This is a genomic window from Rhizobium sp. R711 (assembly GCF_002211365.1).
Classification (GTDB): domain Bacteria; phylum Pseudomonadota; class Alphaproteobacteria; order Rhizobiales; family Rhizobiaceae; genus Rhizobium.
Genome location: NZ_LOKZ01000015.1, coordinates 58,594 through 76,970 on the forward strand (window position 1 = coordinate 58,594; position 18,377 = coordinate 76,970).

At 60.9% G+C, this 18,377-nt stretch carries 15 protein-coding genes, 1 tRNA gene and 1 pseudogene; 6 read left to right on the forward strand and 11 right to left on the reverse strand.

Annotated elements, in window-relative coordinates; genetic code table 11:
- Window positions 1-44: 44 nt before the first annotated feature.
- The gene (locus ATY80_RS16565; RefSeq protein WP_088693464.1) at window positions 45-959 is read left to right on the forward strand and encodes a YihY/virulence factor BrkB family protein; all 915 of its coding nucleotides are present in this window, start codon (window positions 45-47) and stop codon (window positions 957-959) included.
- On the opposite strand, the gene gluQRS is transcribed toward ATY80_RS16565, so the two are convergent.
- The gene (gene gluQRS / locus ATY80_RS16570; protein ID WP_088693465.1) at window positions 924-1,805 is read right to left on the reverse strand and encodes a tRNA glutamyl-Q(34) synthetase GluQRS; all 882 of its coding nucleotides are present in this window, start codon (window positions 1,803-1,805) and stop codon (window positions 924-926) included. The two genes, ATY80_RS16565 and gluQRS, sit on opposite strands and share 36 nt — an antisense overlap.
- Between gluQRS and ATY80_RS16575 the strand changes: the two genes are divergently transcribed.
- Window positions 1,804-2,490 (forward strand): DNA-3-methyladenine glycosylase, encoded by a 687-nt coding sequence (locus ATY80_RS16575; RefSeq protein ID WP_088693466.1) that lies wholly within the window; start codon window positions 1,804-1,806, stop codon window positions 2,488-2,490. The genes gluQRS and ATY80_RS16575 overlap by 2 nt on opposite strands.
- Before the next feature lie 111 nt (window positions 2,491-2,601).
- Complete coding sequence (locus tag ATY80_RS16580) at window positions 2,602-3,159, forward strand: HNH endonuclease (RefSeq protein WP_007527985.1); 558 nt, start codon at window positions 2,602-2,604, stop codon at window positions 3,157-3,159.
- 21 nt (window positions 3,160-3,180) lie between these two features.
- Here the strand turns inward: ATY80_RS16580 and ATY80_RS16585 are convergent, their stop codons facing one another.
- The 3 genes from ATY80_RS16585 to ATY80_RS16595 form a co-directional block, all read right to left on the reverse strand.
- Entirely contained in the window at window positions 3,181-3,693 is a 513-nt protein-coding gene (locus ATY80_RS16585; RefSeq protein WP_088693467.1) for a disulfide bond formation protein B, read from the reverse strand.
- A gap of 22 nt (window positions 3,694-3,715) precedes the next feature.
- Window positions 3,716-4,312, reverse strand: coding sequence for a YqaA family protein (locus tag ATY80_RS16590; protein WP_088693468.1), 597 nt, complete (start codon window positions 4,310-4,312; stop codon window positions 3,716-3,718).
- 122 nt (window positions 4,313-4,434) lie between these two features.
- Window positions 4,435-6,186 carry a cation:proton antiporter gene (locus tag ATY80_RS16595; RefSeq protein WP_088693469.1) on the reverse strand — a complete coding sequence of 584 codons (1,752 nt, stop codon included), beginning with the start codon at window positions 6,184-6,186 and terminating at the stop codon, window positions 4,435-4,437.
- A 273-nt stretch (window positions 6,187-6,459) separates the two neighbouring features.
- Between ATY80_RS16595 and ATY80_RS16600 the strand changes: the two genes are divergently transcribed.
- Entirely contained in the window at window positions 6,460-7,590 is a 1,131-nt protein-coding gene (locus ATY80_RS16600; protein ID WP_088693470.1) for a glycosyltransferase family 39 protein, read from the forward strand.
- Window positions 7,591-7,719: 129 nt separating this feature from the next.
- Here the strand turns inward: ATY80_RS16600 and ATY80_RS16605 are convergent.
- The 3 genes and pseudogenes from ATY80_RS16605 to ATY80_RS16615 all read right to left on the reverse strand — a co-directional run bounded on the left by ATY80_RS16605 (window position 7,720) and on the right by ATY80_RS16615 (window position 11,080).
- A pseudogene (locus ATY80_RS16605) lies at window positions 7,720-9,288 on the reverse strand (arylsulfatase).
- 297 nt (window positions 9,289-9,585) lie between these two features.
- Window positions 9,586-9,670: transfer RNA gene (locus ATY80_RS16610), tRNA-Leu, on the reverse strand.
- A gap of 111 nt (window positions 9,671-9,781) precedes the next feature.
- Window positions 9,782-11,080, reverse strand: coding sequence for an MFS transporter (locus ATY80_RS16615; protein ID WP_088693471.1), 1,299 nt, complete (start codon window positions 11,078-11,080; stop codon window positions 9,782-9,784).
- Window positions 11,081-11,204: 124 nt separating this feature from the next.
- Here ATY80_RS16615 and ATY80_RS16620 point away from each other — a divergent pair, with 124 nt between their 5' ends.
- Entirely contained in the window at window positions 11,205-11,789 is a 585-nt protein-coding gene (locus tag ATY80_RS16620) for a TetR/AcrR family transcriptional regulator (protein WP_088693472.1), read from the forward strand.
- On the opposite strand, the gene ATY80_RS16625 is transcribed toward ATY80_RS16620, so the two are convergent.
- Both ATY80_RS16625 and ATY80_RS16630 read right to left on the reverse strand, forming a co-directional pair.
- A complete protein-coding gene (locus ATY80_RS16625; protein ID WP_088693473.1) occupies window positions 11,786-12,580 on the reverse strand; it encodes a class I SAM-dependent methyltransferase in 795 nt (264 codons plus the stop codon). The two genes, ATY80_RS16620 and ATY80_RS16625, sit on opposite strands and share 4 nt — an antisense overlap.
- A gap of 71 nt (window positions 12,581-12,651) precedes the next feature.
- On the reverse strand, window positions 12,652-13,632 hold the full coding sequence (locus tag ATY80_RS16630) for an aldo/keto reductase (RefSeq protein ID WP_088693474.1): 981 nt from the start codon (window positions 13,630-13,632) through the stop codon (window positions 12,652-12,654).
- 181 nt (window positions 13,633-13,813) lie between these two features.
- Here ATY80_RS16630 and ATY80_RS16635 point away from each other — a divergent pair, with 181 nt between their 5' ends.
- Complete coding sequence (locus ATY80_RS16635) at window positions 13,814-15,442, forward strand: AMP-binding protein (protein ID WP_088693475.1); 1,629 nt, start codon at window positions 13,814-13,816, stop codon at window positions 15,440-15,442.
- A 21-nt stretch (window positions 15,443-15,463) separates the two neighbouring features.
- On the opposite strand, the gene ATY80_RS16640 is transcribed toward ATY80_RS16635, so the two are convergent.
- Both ATY80_RS16640 and ATY80_RS16645 read right to left on the reverse strand, forming a co-directional pair.
- Window positions 15,464-16,753, reverse strand: a complete 1,290-nt coding sequence (locus ATY80_RS16640; protein ID WP_088693476.1) for a GNAT family N-acetyltransferase — start codon at window positions 16,751-16,753, stop codon at window positions 15,464-15,466.
- Window positions 16,754-16,757: 4 nt separating this feature from the next.
- On the reverse strand, window positions 16,758-18,170 hold the full coding sequence (locus ATY80_RS16645; RefSeq protein WP_088693477.1) for a lipopolysaccharide biosynthesis protein: 1,413 nt from the start codon (window positions 18,168-18,170) through the stop codon (window positions 16,758-16,760).
- Between the last annotated feature and the right edge of the window lie 207 nt (window positions 18,171-18,377).

Below are 18,377 nucleotides of genomic sequence, written 5' to 3' on the forward strand. Positions count from 1 at the left end.
CCATATTCGAACGGGCGACACAACGACCAAAGCCGGGAGACGGAATGCCGAAGATAATGCGCATCTTCTATGATGTGGTCTACGATGCTATCTGCCACCTTATTGAAGACGACGGCTTCGCGATGGCGAGCCATGTCGCATTGTCTACGCTTCTGGCTGTCTTTCCGTTTCTCATCTTCGGGACCACGCTTGCAACCTTTCTGGGCGCCGACCAGTTCTCGGATCGGGCAATCCATCTGATCTTTGATACGTGGCCGGAGGCGATCGCCAAGCCGTTGGTCGACCAGGTGATCCAGGTCCTGACGGTGCCGCGCGGCGGTCTGCTAACCGTGTCTGTTCTGGCGGCGGCATACTTTGCCTCGAACGGGGTCGAGGCGTTGCGGATATCGCTGAACCGCGCCTACCGTGTTCAGGAAACGCGGCCATGGTACATCACCCGTCTTGCAAGCCTTGGTTACGTCATCATCGCCGTAATTATTTTTGCCGCCGTCAGCATCCTGCTTGTGGCCGTGCCGCTTGCCCTCGACTATGCGCGCCAGTGGTTCCCGCTTTTCGCCGATACGCTCGAAGTCGTCTTCAGCTGGCGCGTCTACGGAACGCTGTTCATGCTGACCGTCGGCCTCTTCGTCGTTCACCTGTGGCTGCCGGCCGGGCGGCGCCGTGTGTTCGACGTTGTGCCAGGCGTGCTGGTGACGCTGCTGCTTTGGTTGGCGGGAGCCCTGATCTTCGCCTATTACCTGGCGACATTCGCCAACTACACGGCGACCTATGCGGGTCTGGCGTCGGTGATGATCGTTCTGATTTTTCTCTATATGGTCGGCGTGATCTTCATCATTGGCGCTGAGATCAATGCGGCCCTCCTGAAGTTTCGCGTACGCGCGATCTTCAAGAACAATTTCCTGGGCAGGGGGCAGAGCAAGACGTCAAAGCCCCACAAGGCGGCGGATATCGGCCGGTGAAAGCCCGCGCCCGCGGAGTTCGGCGAGCCCGGTGTCGCTTTGGCTCTTGGAGAGTTTTCGACCGTCCTCATCGGTGATCAGCCGATGGTGGTGATAGATCGGTGCTGGCAGCCCGAGCAATGTCTGCAGCAATCGATGCACCGACGTCGAATGAAAGAGATCGAGCCCGCGAACCACGTGGGTAACCTCCTGCAGGGCGTCATCGAGGACGACCGAAAGATGGTAGCTTGACGGTGCATCCGACCGCGACAGGATGACATCTCCCCAGGCACCGGGATTTGCAGCGATCAGGCCACGATTGCCGTCGCCGGTTTCCTCCCAAGAAAGGGTGGCGCCCACTGCCTCCAAGGCCTTGCCCATGTCGAGCCGCCATGCGTGCTTTACGCCCGATGCAAGCAGCTGCTGCCGGTCGAATTCAGCGCGCTCGCGATCGTCTGGAGGATAGAGCGGCGAGCCGTCGGGGTCTCGCGGCCAGGGGGTGCCATTTGCTTCGGCGGCGACAACCCGTGTTTTTGTCTCGCCTCGCGTCATGAACGCGGGATAGGCGAGGCCGAGGTCGGTCAACCGCTCAAGGGCTGCCTGGTATTCCGCGAAATGCTCCGACTGCCGCCGCACGGGCCATTCCCAGTTTATGGCCAGCCATTCGAGGTCGGCATAGATGCCAGCCTCGAATTCGGGTGTACAGCGTGTCAGGTCGATGTCTTCGATGCGCAGCAGAAAGCGTCCTTCCGCCGATGCCGCCATGTCCCCGTTTAGAAGGGCCGAGAGCGCGTGGCCAAGGTGGAGCGGGCCATTGGGGCTGGGCGCAAAACGAAAGACAGGCTTTTGACGAGGAATCGCGGTCATGCTTTCTTCTGCCATGGATTCGGTGGGATCGCGAGGAAGCGTGTTGATCATTCGCAGCGATGATGATGTGATGGAGGGGTTGGAGAACCTGCTTCGGCTAGACCCGCGGCTTGCTGCCATTGCAGCGGAGACCGGACCGCTTCCCTTGCGGTTGCGTGAACCGGGTTTCGAGGGGCTTGCCCACATTATCGTCTCGCAAATGGTGTCGCGCGCCAGCGCCGAAGCGATCTGGCGGCGGATGCAGCCAGCCGAAGGCGTGCTGACGGCGGAGAATTATGTGCTCCTCCGTCCCGAAGCTTGGCGAGAATTTGGCCTGTCGCGTGCCAAGGCGGACACGCTCTTGCGAATTGCCGAAGCTGTTGCCTCAGGTCGCCTCGATCTTCTCGCGCTCTCCGCCTTGCCACCTGAGGAGGCGCTGGCTGAACTTACGGCGCTCAAGGGTATCGGTCCCTGGACAGCCGAGGTTTATCTGATGTTCTGTGGTGGCCACGCAGACGTCTTTCCCTCCGGTGACGTTGCCCTGCAAAATGCGGTGGCTGCGGCATTCGGTCTCGCTGCTCGCCCGCAAGCGCGCGAACTGGCGTCCTTGGCCGGCGCGTGGTCGCCGTGGCGATCCGTCGCGGCCAGGCTTTTCTGGGCTTATTACGCTGTCAGGCTCGGACGTCGCGTGCTGCCGATCGACTAGGCAGCGGTACCGTGAATAACAGGATTGATGCCTGAATTTATTAGACTTCACAATGCCGTCACAACCGGCCTAATATAAGGGTGCAGATGCCGAATCGATCAGGAGAGTCCCTTGACGATTGCAGTCTCCCCACAGGCCCTGCCAGCGCTCGTCCTGAACGCTGACTATAGGCCCTTGAGTTACTACCCCTTGTCGCTGTGGTCCTGGCAGGACGCGATCAAGGCGGTGTTTCTCGACCGTGTGAATATCATTGCTGAATACGAACATTCGGTGTCTTCACCGAGCTTCTCGATGCGGCTTCCAAGTGTCGTCTGCCTCAAGACATACGTCCAGCCTTCCCGCAATCCGGCTTTTACCCGCTTCAACGTGTTCCTGCGTGACAAGTTCGAATGCCAGTATTGCGGCGAGCATGACGATCTGACCTTCGACCATGTCATTCCGCGCGCGCATGGCGGCGAGACGACATGGGAAAACGTCGTTGCGGCCTGCTCTCCCTGCAATCTCAGAAAGGGCAGCAAGCTGCCCAAGCAGGCTGGCATGTTCCCGAATCAGAAGCCCTACCAGCCGACGGTGCAGGACCTGCACAATAATGGTCGGCTTTTCCCGCCGAACTACCTGCACGACAGCTGGCTCGACTATCTTTACTGGGATAGCGAACTGCAGCCTTGATCGGGCCGCCATCCGTCAGGCTCAGGCCGTCTTTCGGACGCCGATAAAGGCGAAGGCTGCGAGGACGAGGCTTGTGATGACGTTCCAGCCGGCGAAGGACAGGCCGAGGACACGCAGCGCTGCGTCGGTGCAGGACGGCCCCTTGATGCTGTTCAATTCGCTCAGCAGGTCGCCGGCATTTTGCGTCATGCTGCCAGCTGTTGTGGAGCAGGTGGCTGGCCCTTCCCAGAAATGCCACTCGACACCGGCATGATAGACGCCCATGCCGGCGCCAACGACCATCAGGATGCCGGCGGCGAGCAGAAATGCACGGCCTATCCAGTTGGGAAGGCCGACTGCGGAAGCAACCGCGCCGAGGATCGCGATCGGAATGCCATAGTAATAGGGCTGGCGCTGCAGCAGGCAGAGCGCGCAGGGGATGTAGCCGCCAAGATACTGGAAGCCGAGTGCGGTGCCGACCACCACCGCCATGCCGAGGGCGAGCACCAGCGAATAACCGACGACCGGGCGAGCAAGGGAAAACGAGGCAGGCATGAACGGACTCCGCGCAAATGGCTCAGTGGGCAAGTAGTTTATAGGCAATCCCGAGGGCGATGGCGACGGCGGCAACAATGCCCGCTATCTGTCCGAGACGGTTTTCGATGAAATGGCGGATCGACTCGCCGTAACGGCGCAGCAGCCACGCGAGGAAGAAGAAGCGCGCGCCGCGGGCCACGATCGCCGAGATAATGAAGAAGCCGAGATTCATGTGAATGACGCCGGCGAGGATCGTCACCACCTTGATCGGCGGCAGGTGTGCCAGGCCTGAGGTGACGAGCAGCAACAGCAGGATTTCCCACTCGTCGTGGATATACAGCCGGAGCTGCTCGAAGGCATCGAGCTTTCCGTAGAATTCCAGAACCGGACGGGCAATCGCGTCATAGGCGTAGTAGCCGAGCATCCACCCGGCGATGCCACCGAGGACGGACGCGACCGTCGCGACCAGCGCGTAGCGGTAGGCGCGCTCCGGCTTTGCGAGCGCCATCGGCAGGTAGAGAACGTCGGCGGGAACAAGAAAGATGGAACTTTCGACGAAGGCGATAACGGCGAGCCAGACTTCGGCCGATTTCCGGCCCGCGAGAGACATGGTCCAGTCGTAGAGTCTGCGGAGCATTCCAATCCTTTCGCGTCGAGCGCATGAGCTTTATGGGGCGTCGGTGCGGCTGTAAATGGTCGCTGTGTCGTTCGTAGGGTGACGCACCAAAAAAATCTTCGTGATCAAGCTGAGCGCGGCGCTCACGAGGCGACGCTGGAAGGCTGGTCGTGCCTTTGCCGCATGACGTTCATTTCCGTTCGCTCGCGCGCCATTTCGCTGACGGCATGGCGCAAAACGGGATGCTTTGCGGTGAACATGTTGAAATCGCGCCTTTCCAGCACAAAGAACTGGCAGAAATCCACAGCGACGACGTCCGCGGTGCGGCGCCCGCCGCTGAGCAGCGCCATCTCACCGAAGAACGCACCGGGCTCCAGCCGGATCGGTCCACCGGGCAATTGCACCTCCACAGCGCCTGACGACAGGAAATACATGCCATCGCCTCGGTCGCCCTTGCGGACAACACGCTCGCCGGGCAAGGCGGATTTCGGCCGGAAGAGGAGCAGCAATTCCTCCTGAGAATCTTCGTCTACGTTGGCAAACAATGGGAAGGTTTCGATAAGTTCCTGCATCTCGAGCTGGTGCTTGCGCTCGCGCGCCTCGTTGACCGCCCGGATCCTCTCAAGTTCGCGGCCGAGTACTTCGTGCCGGCGGCGACCGAAGTGATTGCTGAGCGCCGGCCATCTGGCGTGGACCTGGGTGTGCAGCGCTTCGGCACCCATGCAGACAAGTGGGTTGAGGGTAATCGAAATAATGGCGGACGCCAGGATGATATCCTGCCCGTCATTCGGCAGTAGCCCGAGAGAAATGCCGAGACTGGCAAGAATGAACGAGAATTCGCCGATCTGTGCCAGTCCGCCTGAGACAGTCAGCGCCATTCCAATCGGATAGCGGAGCATGACGACGATGAGGAAGGAGATGATGGTCTTGCCGACGATGATCAGCGCCAGCGCGCTGATCACGGCCATCGGCTGGCGCACCAGGATCGAAGGATCAAACAGCATGCCGACGGATACGAAGAACAGCACCGAGAAGGCGTTCTGAAGCGGTAGCGAATCGGCAGCCGCCCGATGGCTGAGATTGGATTCACTCATCACGACGCCGGCGAAAAAGGCGCCGAGAGCGAAGGAGACGCCGAAGATTTTCGCCGAGCCGAACGCGATGCCAAGTGCTATGGCGAGGACCGTCAGGGTGAAGAGTTCGCGTGAACCGGTTCGGGCGACCAGTGTCAGGAGCCAGGGAACGATCTTTGGTCCGAGAAAGACCGCCATGACCGCAAACGCGCCGACCTTCAGAAGCGTCAGGGCAATCGTCACTGGAAGCGGCAGCCCGACGCTTTGTGCAAGGCCGCCGCCGGCGGCATGGCCCCCAAGCAATTCGGCGACGGCGGGCAGAAGCACCAATGCCAGGACCGTGGCAAGGTCTTCGACGATCAACCAGCCAACGGCCACGCGGCCGCTGGCCGAGTTGAGCAGATTCCGCTCCTCCAAGGCTTTCAACAGTACAACCGTGCTTGCTACCGACAGGCTGAGGCCGAAGACGATCCCCGCGCCAAGCCCCCAGCCCCACCATTTGACGAGGACGACACCGAGCAGGGTAACGATAACGATGCGTGCGATTGCACCGGGCACGGCGATGCCCCGCACCGCGAGTAGATCGGCGGTGGAAAAATGCAAGCCAACGCCGAACATCAGCAGGATGACGCCCATCTCTGCTAATTGACTGGCGAGCCCAGCATCGGCGACGAAGCCGGGCGTCATGGGCCCCATGGCGATACCCGCCAGCAAGTATCCGACAAGCGGCGGCAGCCGCAGCCGGTTGGCGATATAGCCGAGTATCGCCGCAAAGACGAAACTGACGGCAACTGTGGCAATAAGCGAGACTTCCTGATGCACGCGTGCACTTTCCCTCTTGGCGGGCGCAGTTTGGCCGAAACGCTCGAGAAATTAAACAGTTGATTTGCTGCGGCCGCCCAAATGCTGGGTAGAGTCCAATTGAGGCAGTAATGCTGCGAATGCCGGTTGCGTAAGCGTTGCGTTGAGGCAACACACTTCTTCGGAACGGTGCTGGCAAGTGCCTGAAATGGTGGGTGAGCCGCTATACAGTCCATCAGAAGAATTGCATGTTCCGGTCGGTGAAGATCCGCTCAAGCCGATCGTGGGGACGAATTGACTGACACTACCGATGGTTCATACGTCTCCGCGCCGCGCGCTGCGCGGCTAGACGCGCTTCTGCCTGTCCTATTATTGGCGACGTACTTCACGGCAAGCTTTGCCCTCAGGCTGCTTCGCGGTGGCGATCTCGGGTCCGATGAGGCCGAGCAGATCAGGCTCGCGCATGCCTTGCAACTGGGCTACGGCGATCAGCCGCCGCTCTACAACTGGCTGTTCTACTGTTTTGGCAAGGTCTTCGGCGTGTCGGTGGACACGCTCGCATTCCTGAAGAATGCCACGCTGCTGGCGAGCTGCGTGTTTCTCGGGCTGGCAGCCCGAAAATTGATGGGAGCACGAGATAGCGTCTGGATTGCGGTTCTCGGTCTGCTGAGCCTACCTGCCGTCTTTCTGCTTGCGCAGCGGGATCTGACCCACAGCATCGGTGCCTTCGCGGCCGTTGCATTCTTCCTATACGTGCTGGCACGAATGGACGAGCGTGCATCGACCGGCAATTACGCGCTTCTCGGAGCAGCGGCCGGCATCGGATTCCTTGCGAAGTACAATTTTGCGATCATCCCCGTCGCGACCGTTGTCGCGCTCCTGCTCGAACCCGGTATGCGGCGGTTGGTCCTCAACTGGCGGCTGGCGGTCACCATCGCGGTGGGCCTCGTCGTCGCTGGGCCGCATGTCTACTGGGCTTTGACCCATCTGGATGCGGCGGCCGGCGACACGGTGAGCAAGATGCAGGGAGTAGCGAGCCACGCAGCTCCCATCCAGCTGTTGGCCGCCTGGCAGCTTCTGGCATCGATCGTCAAATGCTCCGCCCTGACGCTGGCGATCCTTGCCGTCGTCTATCGTGGTCACATCCGCGCAATCTTCGTCGCGAGCAGCGAATGGACCCGAGTGATCGGCTGGATGCTCGCTATCAGCATGTTCCTGGTCTTCGCAATCATGCTCGCCGTCGACGCGACCATAATGCGTCCGAAGTGGATCTCGATCTTCTTCGTGGCCTTTCCCCTGTATCTGGCGCTCAAGGTGGATGCGGCAGGCGTTCAAGTCGCCGGTGCCACCGGGAAGCTAATGGGGCTTGTCGGGGCGGTGATCTTTATCTCCCTGGGCATCGTCATTGCGGGGAGCTTCCACTGAGGGTGCAGCAGGACGCCGCTATTCTTGCAGAGAGTGAAAGGAGCTTTCGCCGGCGGAGTCACTGGTTGCTCGGTACCGGAGCGGCCGCCACAAGGGCGTCCGCCTCGATTTAGTGCGCGCGAGCGTCTGTTACCGTGCCGCTTGACTGGCCATCTTCTTGTCCAACTCCTCTTTCAAAGCCTCCAGATTGAAGCTTGCGCCTTTTTGCATGGGCGGGAAGTCAAGGAAGGTCTGGGCTGCCTTCCCCATTTCCTGCTGCAGGAAGACGTAGCGCCAGAACTCGTAAGCCCACCAGTCCTTCGCGAAGAGCGACTGGCCGAGGCCCGTGCGCCCGAACGGGTCCAAGCGGATGTTAACGAGGATTGGCCAGTCAACCTTGACCGTGGCGCCAAACCAGCCATTCGGCTGATCTGTGAGCCGGTACTTGAAGTCGTCGATGCGCACCGCACCTAGGGTGGACTCGGCAAAATAGAAGACTTCATGCCGTTGCGACGGGCCCTTGCCAGTGATCAGGTCGGTCTGGTCATAACCATCAAGATGCACCTTGTAAGTTTGATCACCGATCTACTTGCCCTTCTGGAGCTCGCCAACGATGTTCGGATTGCCGGCCGCTGCGACGAAAGTGGGGAACCAATCCAGTCCCGAGACAATCGAATTTTCCACCTTGCCCGCCGGCACATGGCCGGGCCAGCGGAGGATCACTGGCACGCGAAAGCCGCCTTCGAGGACCGTGCCTTTCCCACCGGCGAATGGGGTCTGCCCGCCGTCGGGCCAAGTGAAGTTCTCGGTGCCGTTGTCAGTGGAGAAGGCAAGGATCGTGTTGTTCTCGAGCCCGTTGTCCTTCAGGTACTTCATGACAGAACCGACGACGTCGTCAAGCTGCGCCATTCCGGCTTCCTCGAGGGACCAGCCATTCTCGGGTGTGCGCATCTTCTCATACTTCTCCGAGAGATGCGTGACCACGTGCATGCGCGTGGGATTGAGCCAGAGGAAGAACGGCTTGTCGCCCTGCCTTGCCTTGTCGATGAACTTGAGGGCATTCGCCAGGATCTCGTCGTCAACTGTCTCCATGCGATCCGGGCAAAGCTCGCCGGCATCCTCGATCCTCTGCTTCCCGATCTTGCCCCAGCGAGGCTGTACGGTGGGATCATCTCTGTCGGTCGCATAGCTATGAAACATGTTCCGGGGACCCACTATCGTCTTTACCGCCGGCGGGTAGGTAGAATGGCAGGGGTCTTCCATCGCATCGAGGTGATAAAGGTAACCGAAGAACTCATCAAATCCGTGCGCCGTGGGGAGGAACTGGTTGAGGTCCCCCAGGTGGTTTTTGCCGAACTGGCCAGTGGCGTATCCCATCGATTTAAGCACGATGGCGATGGTCGGCGCCTCGTCCGGCATGCGGAGGGTGCCGCCCGCCTGGCCGACCGTGGTCAGCCCGGTGCGGATCGGCAGTTCGCCGGTGATGAAGTTCGCGCGGCCCGCCGTGCAGCTCGCTTCAGCGTAATAGTCGGTAAACCGCATGCCATCCGATGCGAGTTGGTCCAGGTTCGGTGTCCTGCCAGCCATGATGCCCTGATTGTAGGCGCCGATATTGAACCAACCGACGTCGTCGCCCATGATGAACACGATGTTGGGCTTGGGTTGGTCCTGCGCCGGAACGATCGACGTGCTGCTCAAAAGAGCTGTCGCGACGGTCATCGCGCCGCGATGCAAGTTGCTGCTGCTTTCATCTGAGTTCTCCTCCCTCGGAGACCTTGGCCACCGCGGCCAAGGTTGGCTTGGGCGTGGATGCAGCGCTGAATTTCAGGGCAGCCTCGCCCCCATGCCGGCACGCCGTGCCGTCATTCTTTCACGCAAAATTTTTCAGTAAATGCAGACTGTGGTTTATTATCGCACAAGCTGAGCTCGCGCGGAAGGAGCCCATGTCTTGCTGCAGCAGATGGGAAGCCAAAGCCGTTCAAATCACAGTCAAGTATTTGGCGAGTTCGAGATTTTTGGTGCCCCATGCCGGGGTCGAACCAGCACTTCTTTCGAAACTCGATTTTGAGTCGAGCGCGTCTACCAATTCCGCCAATGGGGCAACGGATACCGACGGGCGGCTGTCTAGCATGCGTTCACCCGCGCGCGCAAGACGGCGGGCGAAGTTCTCGGCTTGATTTATTGGAGTTTCCGGCCTGCGGCCGGAACTGTGTCAATGCGCGCCGGCGGCGGCGGGCTGATGGACGCCGGACTTCTTCAGCGTGATCGCGAGGATCGAAGCGAGCAGGCAGAAGGCTCCGGCGATGAAGAAGGCGGGCAGATAGCTCTGCAGTTCCGTGCGCGACCAGCCGGCGCCGTAGGCCGCTGTTGCGGCTCCGAGCTGGTGCCCGGCGAAGACCCAGCCGAAGACGAGGCCGGCCTTTTCGCGACCAAAACGATCGGCGGCGATCTTGACGGTTGGCGGCACGGTGGCGATCCAGTCGAGGCCGTAGAAGACGGCGAAGATCGACAGGCCATAGAAGCTGAAGTTGCTGAAGGGCAGGAAGAGCAGAGAGAGGCCACGCAGGCCATAGTACCAGAAGAGCAGCCAGCGATTGTCGAAGCGGTCCGAAAGCCAGCCGGAGCCGATCGTGCCGAAGAAATCAAAAATGCCCATGACGGCAAGGACGCTCGCGGCAGCGACCGGGACGATGCCGAAGTCGCCGCAGAGGGTGACGAAATGCGTCTGGATCAGGCCGTTGGTACTGAGGCCGCAGATGAAGAAGGTGGCGAAGAGAATCCAGAAGGTCGACGTGCCGGAGATTTCCTTGAGAACCGTGATCGGGGTTGCCAGCATTGCCAACAGGCCCCCCTGCGGCGGCACGTGCGGCGTGACGTGTTCATCACCGAAGGCCGGCAGATTGAGGTCGGAGGGGCGGTCGCGCATGAAGGCCAGCACCAGAAGAGCGGCAAGCATGATCATGCCACAGACGAAAAAGACCGTTCCGCGCCATCCGTGGCGTTCGGTCAGTTCTGCCATGAGCGGCAGGAAGACCAGCTGGCCCGTGGCTGAGCTCGCCGACAGCATGCCCACCACCAGGCCCCGGTGCTTGGTGAACCAGCGGGCCGAAACGGTCGCCGCGAGAACCATGGCCGTCAGTCCCGTGCCGAAGCCTACGACGACGCCCCAGAGCAGCAGCAACTGCCAGAGCTTAGTCATGAACAGAGAGCCGATGAAGCCGCTGCCGATCAGGGCCATGGCGAAAACGATGACCTTGCGGACGCCGAAATAATTCATGAAGGCCGCCGAGAACGGTCCCATCAGCCCGAAGAGAAGCAGGCGGACGGCAAGCGCGGAGGATATCTGTGAGGTTTCCCAGCCGAACTCGTCCTGAAGCGGCTTGATCAGGACGCCGGGGGCGCCCATCGCGCCGGCTGTCACCAGCATGGTCAGGAAGGTTGCCGCGACGACCACCCATCCATAGTGGATGTTGCGTCGCGCCAGCGATGAGGCAAGTGCAGTCGATACCATGTGGCCGTCCCGTCTTGAGGTTGTCGGAGACTATCGGAAGGTTTTAGATGATGGTCATCATAATTGTTGCGTATTGATGATGGACGTCATATAAATTGTCAAGCTGCTAATTGCGGAGAAATGAATGCGGGTCAGCCGAGAGAAATTTGCCGAAAATCGCGAGAAGATCCTACAGGTCGCAGGCGTGCTGTTTCGCGAAAAAGGCTTCGACGGCATCGGCGTCGCCGAGATCATGAAGGCCGCCGGAATGACGCATGGCGGCTTCTACGGGCATTTCGAATCCAAGGAAGAACTCGCGCTGGAAGTGAGCCGCGCGCTGATCGAGAAGGTAAAGATCCGTTGGAACGAGATCATCGCTTCGGCGCCGGGGCGGCCCCTCGACGCGCTGCTCGATCATTATCTGTCGCGTTGCAGCGTCGATGATCCGGGCGGGAGTTGCGTCTTTGCCTCGCTTGCCCAGGAGGTCAGCCGAAGCCGCGGGGCAGTGCGCGAAACCTTCAATGACGGGCTTTCGATGCTTGTCGATATTCTGTCCGAGATCGTTCGCGGCGAAACTCCAGAAGAGCGCCGCGAGAAGGGGTTTGCGACGCTTTCGGCGATGATGGGTGCGGTGATCCTGGCGCGCGCCGTCGAGAGTCGCGAGCTCTCCGATAACTTTCTGTATACGACGCGCGATGTGCTTTCCCTGGCGAACAGAACTGACGGTTAGCCTCGACGAGCGATCAGACCGCCGATTTCCACCACCTCCGTGAAGGTGCCCTCAGGCGAAAGCTTGAGGAGGGTGTCGCGAAGGTCCGCCTCGAAGGCAATTGCTCTTTCGCCGAGCGCCTGGGGCGATGTCACAGAGGTTGAGAAGGCGCGACCGACGATATCGTCGAGGCTGAGCTTGCGTTCCCTGATAACCGAGATCCTTTCCAGATCGCTGAAAGGCGAGCGAAGCAGGATGCTTTCATGCTCGACCCAATCCGGCCCCTTCCGCCGTTCGCGATCGGCATTGCGCTCCGGGGCGAAGGTTTCGGCGAGCTTGTTAACCGCTTGTCGCCAGTCCGGCGTCGAGGAGATGTGGCGGTCGCCGAACAGCACGACGCAGCCGTCGGGAACGGTAATCTCGTCGAGAGCCTTCAGCGTTGCCGGGCGATCCATCCAATGGAAGGAGCGCCCCATGACCGTCATCTTGAGCGGCGCGAAGTGCGGACCGAGATCGTATGACGACCCTTTGGTGAATGTGACATCAGTACCAGCAGCGGCCGCATCGGTACGTGCAGCTTCCAGCATTTCCGGCTCGGGATCGAGCCCCGTGACATCAGCGCCGGCCAGTCGCGCAAAAGCGATGCCGAGTTGACCCGGCCCGCAGCCGAGGTCAAGCACACGTTCACCGGCTGCGAGCCCCGCACCTTCAGCGACCCGCTCGATGAGTTCATCAGGATAGGGGACGCGATAGCGCGTGTAATAGGCGGCCGTGGACTGAAAGCGGCGTGCCTCGAAGGGAATGGTCGTCATGGCAAGATCCTTGAGGGGAGTTGCTGGCCGTCGGCGTCACGCAAGCGACCGGGAATCTCCAAATGGTCGCGTTATTTGAAACCTTCGACGTGGTGGGGGACGTAAGGCTCTTCGAGTGCGGCAACATCGTCCGGTGTCAGCTTGACGGCGAGTGACGCAACCGCGTCGGTCAGGTGGTTGGCTTTCGACGCGCCGATGATCGGCGCCGTCACAGCGCTTTTCTGCAGGATCCAGGCCGTCGCGATCTGGGCGCGGGAGACACCATGTTTCTCGGCCAGCTTGCCGACGACGCCAATGATAGTGCGATCGGCGTCTTCCGCCTGCTTGTAGAGCGTCTTGCCAAATTCGTCCGTCTCGCTGCGGGTCGTCTTCTCATCCCAATCGCGCGTCAGCCGACCGCGGGCGAGCGGGCTCCAGGGAATGACGGCAATCTTCCGATCCTGGCAGAAGGGCAGCATTTCGCGTTCTTCCTCCCGGTAGAGCAGGTTCAGGTGATCCTGCATGCTGACGAATGGCGTCCAGCCATTGGCGCGCGAGGTGTATAGCATCTTGGCGAATTGCCAAGCATACATGGAAGACGCGCCGATATAGCGCGCCTTGCCTGCCCTCACGACGTCATGCAGCGCTTCCAGCGTTTCCTCGATCGGTGTCGTCTGGTCGAAACGGTGGATCTGGTAGAGGTCGACATAGTCGGTGCCGAGGCGACGCAGGCTGTTGTCGATCTCGTCGAAAATCGCCTTGCGCGACAGGCCGGCGCCGTTCGGGCCGGGCCGCATGCGGTTGAAGACCTTGGTTGCGAGTACGATCTCGTCGCGCTTTGAAAAATCCTTGATGGCCCGCCCGACGATCTCCTCCGAGGAGCCATCCGAATAGGTATTGGCGGTGTCGAGAAAATTGATACCGAGATCCAGTGCCTGCTTGATCAGTGCACGGCTGTCTTCTTCACCGAGCGTCCAGCTGTGGTTGCCGCGGCCAGGCTCGCCGAAGGTCATGCAGCCAAGGCAGATCTTCGACACTTCCAGGCCAGTGCCGCCAAATTTGACGTAGTCCATGAAATCGCTCCAAACATCGAGTCGCTACCCAGCGCGCCCTTTGATCTAGCGCGGCAAACACGAAAGTGTCTGCCACTCACACAAAAGTTTTGTGACCGATCCGGGCCGTCCTCGGCTCTCGCGCTTGCGTAAGCGGAGCTACGGGTGTTAGCTGCTGCAGCATTTTACTGGATTCCCGCCGATGAGACTGCCGCAACGCGATCGCTATGAAGACCTTTACCGCGATTTTGCGTGGGACATTCCGGAGGATTTCAATATTGGCCGTGCGGTCAGCGACGACTGGGCCGAGTGGGCGCCGGAGCGTGTTTGCCTTGAGCATTTCAGTCCTGACGGCAACCACCTCTCGATGACGTATCGCGAGCTGGCGGACCGTTCGTCGTCGCTCGCCAATGCTTTGGTGTTGCTGGGGGTGAAGAAGGGCGATCGGGTCGCGCTGCTTCTGCCTCAGTCCTTCGAGACTGTCGTCGCCCATGTCGCGATCTACAAGATGGGCGCGATCGCGCTGCCGCTGGCATTGCTCTTCGGTGTCGAGGCGCTTGAATATCGGCTGCGGACGGCAGGCGCTTCCGCAGTCGTCACCAACACATTCGGGCTGGACCGCGTCAGCCAAATCCGTGGTCGGCTCCCTGATCTGACCGAGGTCATCAGCGTCGATGGCGATGGGCAAGGCGCTCGATCCTTTGCCTCGCTGGTGGCGGGCCATCCGCCGGTCTTCGAGGTTGCGAAGACGGCGCCCCATGATCCGGCATTGATGATCTTCACGTCGGGAACGACCGGTCCGCCGAAGGGCGCCCTGCACGGCCATCAGGTGCTGGCCGGGCATATACCGGGGATGCAATTCGCCCATGAGGGCTTCCCGCAGGCGGGCGACAAGGTCTGGACGCCGTCGGACTGGGCCTGGGCTGGCGGCCTGCTGAATGCGCTGCTGCCAAGCCTGCTGCTCGGCGTTCCCGTCGTCTCGTCGCCGGCGCAGAAATTCGATGCCGACATGGCCTATCGCATCATGGCCGAGATGAAGGTGCGCAACGGTTTCATCCCGCCAACAGCGCTCCGGCTGCTGAAGTCGGTGCCCGATCCACGCTCCAAGTACGACCTCGTGCTGCGCACGATCGGCGCGGCGGGCGAGTCGCTTGGTGCCGAAACGCTGGAATGGGCCAAGCGGACGCTTGGGATTGCCGTCAACGAGTTCTACGGGCAGACGGAGTGCAATTTCGTGCTGTCGTCGAGCGCCGCGATCGGTATCAGCCGTCCCGGTGCGATCGGTCGGCCCGTGCCCGGGCATCGCGTGGCCATCGTCAGCGAAGCCGGGGAGGAGCTTCCTGTTGGTGAAACCGGGCAGATCGCCATCCGCCGGCCAGATCCCGTCATGTTTCTCGGCTATTGGAGCGACGCAGCCGCAACCGAACGGAAGTTTGCGGGCGATTGGCTGCTGACCGGTGATATCGGGCGCCAGGATGCGGACGGCTACCTCACCTTCTTCGGCCGGGATGACGATGTCATTACGTCTTCAGGTTATCGCATCGGACCTGCTGAAATCGAGGACTGTCTCAGCGGCCATCCGGCCGTGCAACTGGCCGCCGCTATCGGCAAGCCTGATCCTGTGCGCACCGAGATCGTCAAGGCCTATGTCGTACTGGCTCCGGGCTATGAGCCAGACGACCGGCTGGCCTTGGAGATTGGCGAGTGGGTGAAGATGCGGCTCTCCATGCATGAATATCCACGCGAGGTGGAATTCGTTTCGGAACTGCCGCTCACGACGACGGGCAAGGTGATCCGCCGCCTGTTGAGGGAGCGGGCCAGCACCGGTTGAGGCGTTTGACGTGCCTGGAGCTCACTGAGGAGACTTGCCGCGCCGAGCGAGCGACATGATCTTCTGTCGCAGCATTTTCGCAACGTTGCGGGTGCTGCTGTACATATGAAGCTGGGCTGCCACCTGGCGCACGTCGCGGTCGCCATTCTGGTTGAGCCCGATCACCATGGTCCCCATCTCCTCGCGCTCCTTCCAGAAGCGATTGATCATCGGGTGATCTGGAATAGCGCAGGAGTCGGAGCGTATGATATTGGCGTCGTCAAGGTGCCATTCCGTCAACTCGCCCATCAGCAGCTTGCCTGGCGAATAGCGGGCATAGGTTTCGTCGTAGGCCGTCTTCCACGTATAGGCGTCTCCGCCCATCATCAAGACCACCATCGAGGCGATCGCCTTTCCATTTAGGTCGATCGTGTGAACACGCACGGCGTCGACGGCGGCGAGGTTGGAAACGGCCTCGCGGGCAAAGGCGGTGTGGTAGCGATCCGTCACCAGCGCACTGCGTTTCTTGCCTTTCCAGCCGCCGGCCTCGAGCGCAAGGAACTCCTCGAAGCGCACGTGGATGTCGCGCGGCTGGCGGGCAACGCTGTAGACCACCGTGCCCAGTTCCTCGAGCAGACGCCATTGCCGGCGCATCTCCTTCAGATGCGATGAAGAAATCGCATCGCGCAGATAGGCGGCTGCTTCCTCGTCGCTCTGCAGCATGGCGCGCTGATAGGGATTGGCGATGGTGATCGGCAGGTTCCGGTCGATGGCAACCGCCCTTGCCATGCGAGCGAAGATGCCGTTCAGCCTCATATCCGGCAGCACCAGAATCGGTGGCAAGCGCAGATCGCGATGTGTCAGGCCATTGTAGAGGTTGTCCAGCGTCTCACCTGCGTCTTCGGCATCGATTAGCGGTGTGCCGAGCGGTGCAAAGCTGTTCGACCATACGCGCACGATTGAAGGGCCAACAGCGAAGCCTGGTTTTTCCACCGAGAATGGCATCAGGAAGCGCATGCGGCTGTGGGATTCGCTCTGGTCTCGCAATAGGGCGAAGTTTACCTGCCTGTCGTCAAGCCGCGGCATGGCCGGGGCGAGGAAGCGTCCCGTGAAGAAAACGTTCGGTTCCATCGCACGGTTTGACAGGAAGTCGAGTTCTTCCTGCAGTTCGTATCCCAGCCTGCCGGAATATAGGCAGAGCTCGCGCCCTAGGCGACCGATCTCGACGCGTGCATCCGCCCGCGGCGTGTCGAGATCCAGAGCCGCAAGCTCGTGAACCATGCGGTTCGTCGTAACGTCGGTCGTTTCGGTAGCTGGAGGATTGCGCGCCATTCTATCAAGCTTCCATGTCTGTCTTGGCCGTGGGAGGCGTGGCAAATGCGAAGAGCGCGATGCCAAGCGCGCGCCGGACGGCAAAATGCAGGAGAATGGCTTCCACGCCCATGGCCGAAGCAGCGGCGATCGCCGCGCCCGCGATGCCCAGTCTGGGGATGAGGAGGAGGTTGAGGCCGATATTCGCCGCCAGCGCTCCGGCGTAGAGCAGAACACACATGTTCTGTTTGCCCGCCATCATCAGCAGCGTTTCCGCCGGGCCGACCAGGGCCTTGGCGAGAATACCCGCCAGCAGGATCGCCATCACGATGTAGCCGGCCGTGAAAGCACCGCCAAACAGCGAGAGGAGAAAGTGACCGGCGGCGACGACGGCGAGCCCAATGGCGAGTGCAGGCCAAAACGTCCATTTTGCAGCGTCGATCGCGGCAACGGCGAGTTGCTGACGTGTTCCCTCGGCAATCAGGCTTGAAAAGCGCGGGCCGGAGGCTGCCTTCACCGAAAAATTGATGAAGTGAACCAGCGCCATCGTTTTGGCGGCGGCGAAGTAGATCGCGACGTCGTGCGGTTCGAGGAAGATGCCGACTACGACCACATCAGAATTGGTCAAAAGGAAGCTGACCCCCTCGATGAGGAAGATTGGGAAGGCGACCCCGAGCCAGCCGAGAAAATCGACCTCGCGCGGGCCTTCGTTGTAGTGACGGCGTAATCGCAGAAGAGTTGCGACGTACTGTCCGACGGCGGTGACATAGGTGGCGGCGAGCGCGGCCTGCATCGCCGTCACCGCCGTATGCTGCGCACCAAGGCTGATCGCGGTCAGCATGAAAAGAATGATGAGAAGAGGCCGCACGATGTAGGCGGGGCTTAGCGCCATGACCGGCCAGTGGTTGGCACGCGACGTGCCCTCCAGAATATCGCCGAGGGCGATCATCGGCATGGCGACCAGTCCCAGGAGGATCGGCACGACGTAGTAGCTCTCGAGCCTGTCGCGGAAGACTTGCAGGGCGATCATGCCGATGCCAAGCGCGGCTGTGCCGGAAAGCAAGCCGAAGATGCGAGCGGTGCCGGTCAGCCCACGAATCTTCTCAAAAGAGCCGGCCGCCTTGTATTGCGGCAGGAAGCGGACGATGGCGGTGTGGAAGCCGAGGCAGGAAAGATCGCCGACGAGGACGATCAGGACCCAGACGAATACAAAGATCCCATACTCGTATTCGCCCATCAGGCGCGCCAGGACGATCTGCGACAGAAAGGCGAGGGCGGCGCTGACAATGCGGATCGAGAAAGCGGTCAACGCCATGCGTTGGGCGGCAGCCTTGTCGCCCCGCGCGGTCAGAGCGGTGGCGAGCGAGCGCAGCATACGACTTCCCGCCGGGCGCAGACCCGCAGGCAGCATCTTTTCCGCCGTCTCAATGACCGCCATCACAAACACGCAAAACTCTTCAGGCAAATCCTGGCGGAAGTCTTGGCAGAACAGCGTTAAGAAACGGTTGTAGCAACGGCTAGATGGTGTTGTCTAATCGCATTGCGTTGGTCAAGCTCTTTTTGACATGCTCAACAACGCCCGGGCGAGCATCGTTCAACCGGGACGAGTACTAAACCGTGGATGTGCGGACCGCTGTTTCATGTT

Excerpts from the sequence above, each read along its gene's own strand:
- gluQRS (WP_088693465.1), bottom strand. The coding sequence starts at position 1,805 with ATGACCGCGATTCCTCGTCAAAAGCCTGTCTTTCGTTTTGCGCCCAGC.
- ATY80_RS16630 (WP_088693474.1), bottom strand. The coding sequence starts at position 13,632 with ATGGACTACGTCAAATTTGGCGGCACTGGCCTGGAAGTGTCGAAGATC.
- ATY80_RS16620 (WP_088693472.1), top strand. The coding sequence starts at position 11,205 with ATGCGGGTCAGCCGAGAGAAATTTGCCGAAAATCGCGAGAAGATCCTA.
- ATY80_RS16625 (WP_088693473.1), bottom strand. The coding sequence starts at position 12,580 with ATGACGACCATTCCCTTCGAGGCACGCCGCTTTCAGTCCACGGCCGCC.
- ATY80_RS16585 (WP_088693467.1), bottom strand. The coding sequence starts at position 3,693 with ATGCCTGCCTCGTTTTCCCTTGCTCGCCCGGTCGTCGGTTATTCGCTG.
- ATY80_RS16565 (WP_088693464.1), top strand. The coding sequence starts at position 45 with ATGCCGAAGATAATGCGCATCTTCTATGATGTGGTCTACGATGCTATC.
- ATY80_RS16635 (WP_088693475.1), top strand. The coding sequence starts at position 13,814 with ATGAGACTGCCGCAACGCGATCGCTATGAAGACCTTTACCGCGATTTT.
- ATY80_RS16645 (WP_088693477.1), bottom strand. The coding sequence starts at position 18,170 with ATGGCGGTCATTGAGACGGCGGAAAAGATGCTGCCTGCGGGTCTGCGC.
- ATY80_RS16590 (WP_088693468.1), bottom strand. The coding sequence starts at position 4,312 with ATGCTCCGCAGACTCTACGACTGGACCATGTCTCTCGCGGGCCGGAAA.
- ATY80_RS16640 (WP_088693476.1), bottom strand. The coding sequence starts at position 16,753 with ATGGCGCGCAATCCTCCAGCTACCGAAACGACCGACGTTACGACGAAC.
- ATY80_RS16575 (WP_088693466.1), top strand. The coding sequence starts at position 1,804 with ATGCTTTCTTCTGCCATGGATTCGGTGGGATCGCGAGGAAGCGTGTTG.
- ATY80_RS16615 (WP_088693471.1), bottom strand. The coding sequence starts at position 11,080 with ATGGTATCGACTGCACTTGCCTCATCGCTGGCGCGACGCAACATCCAC.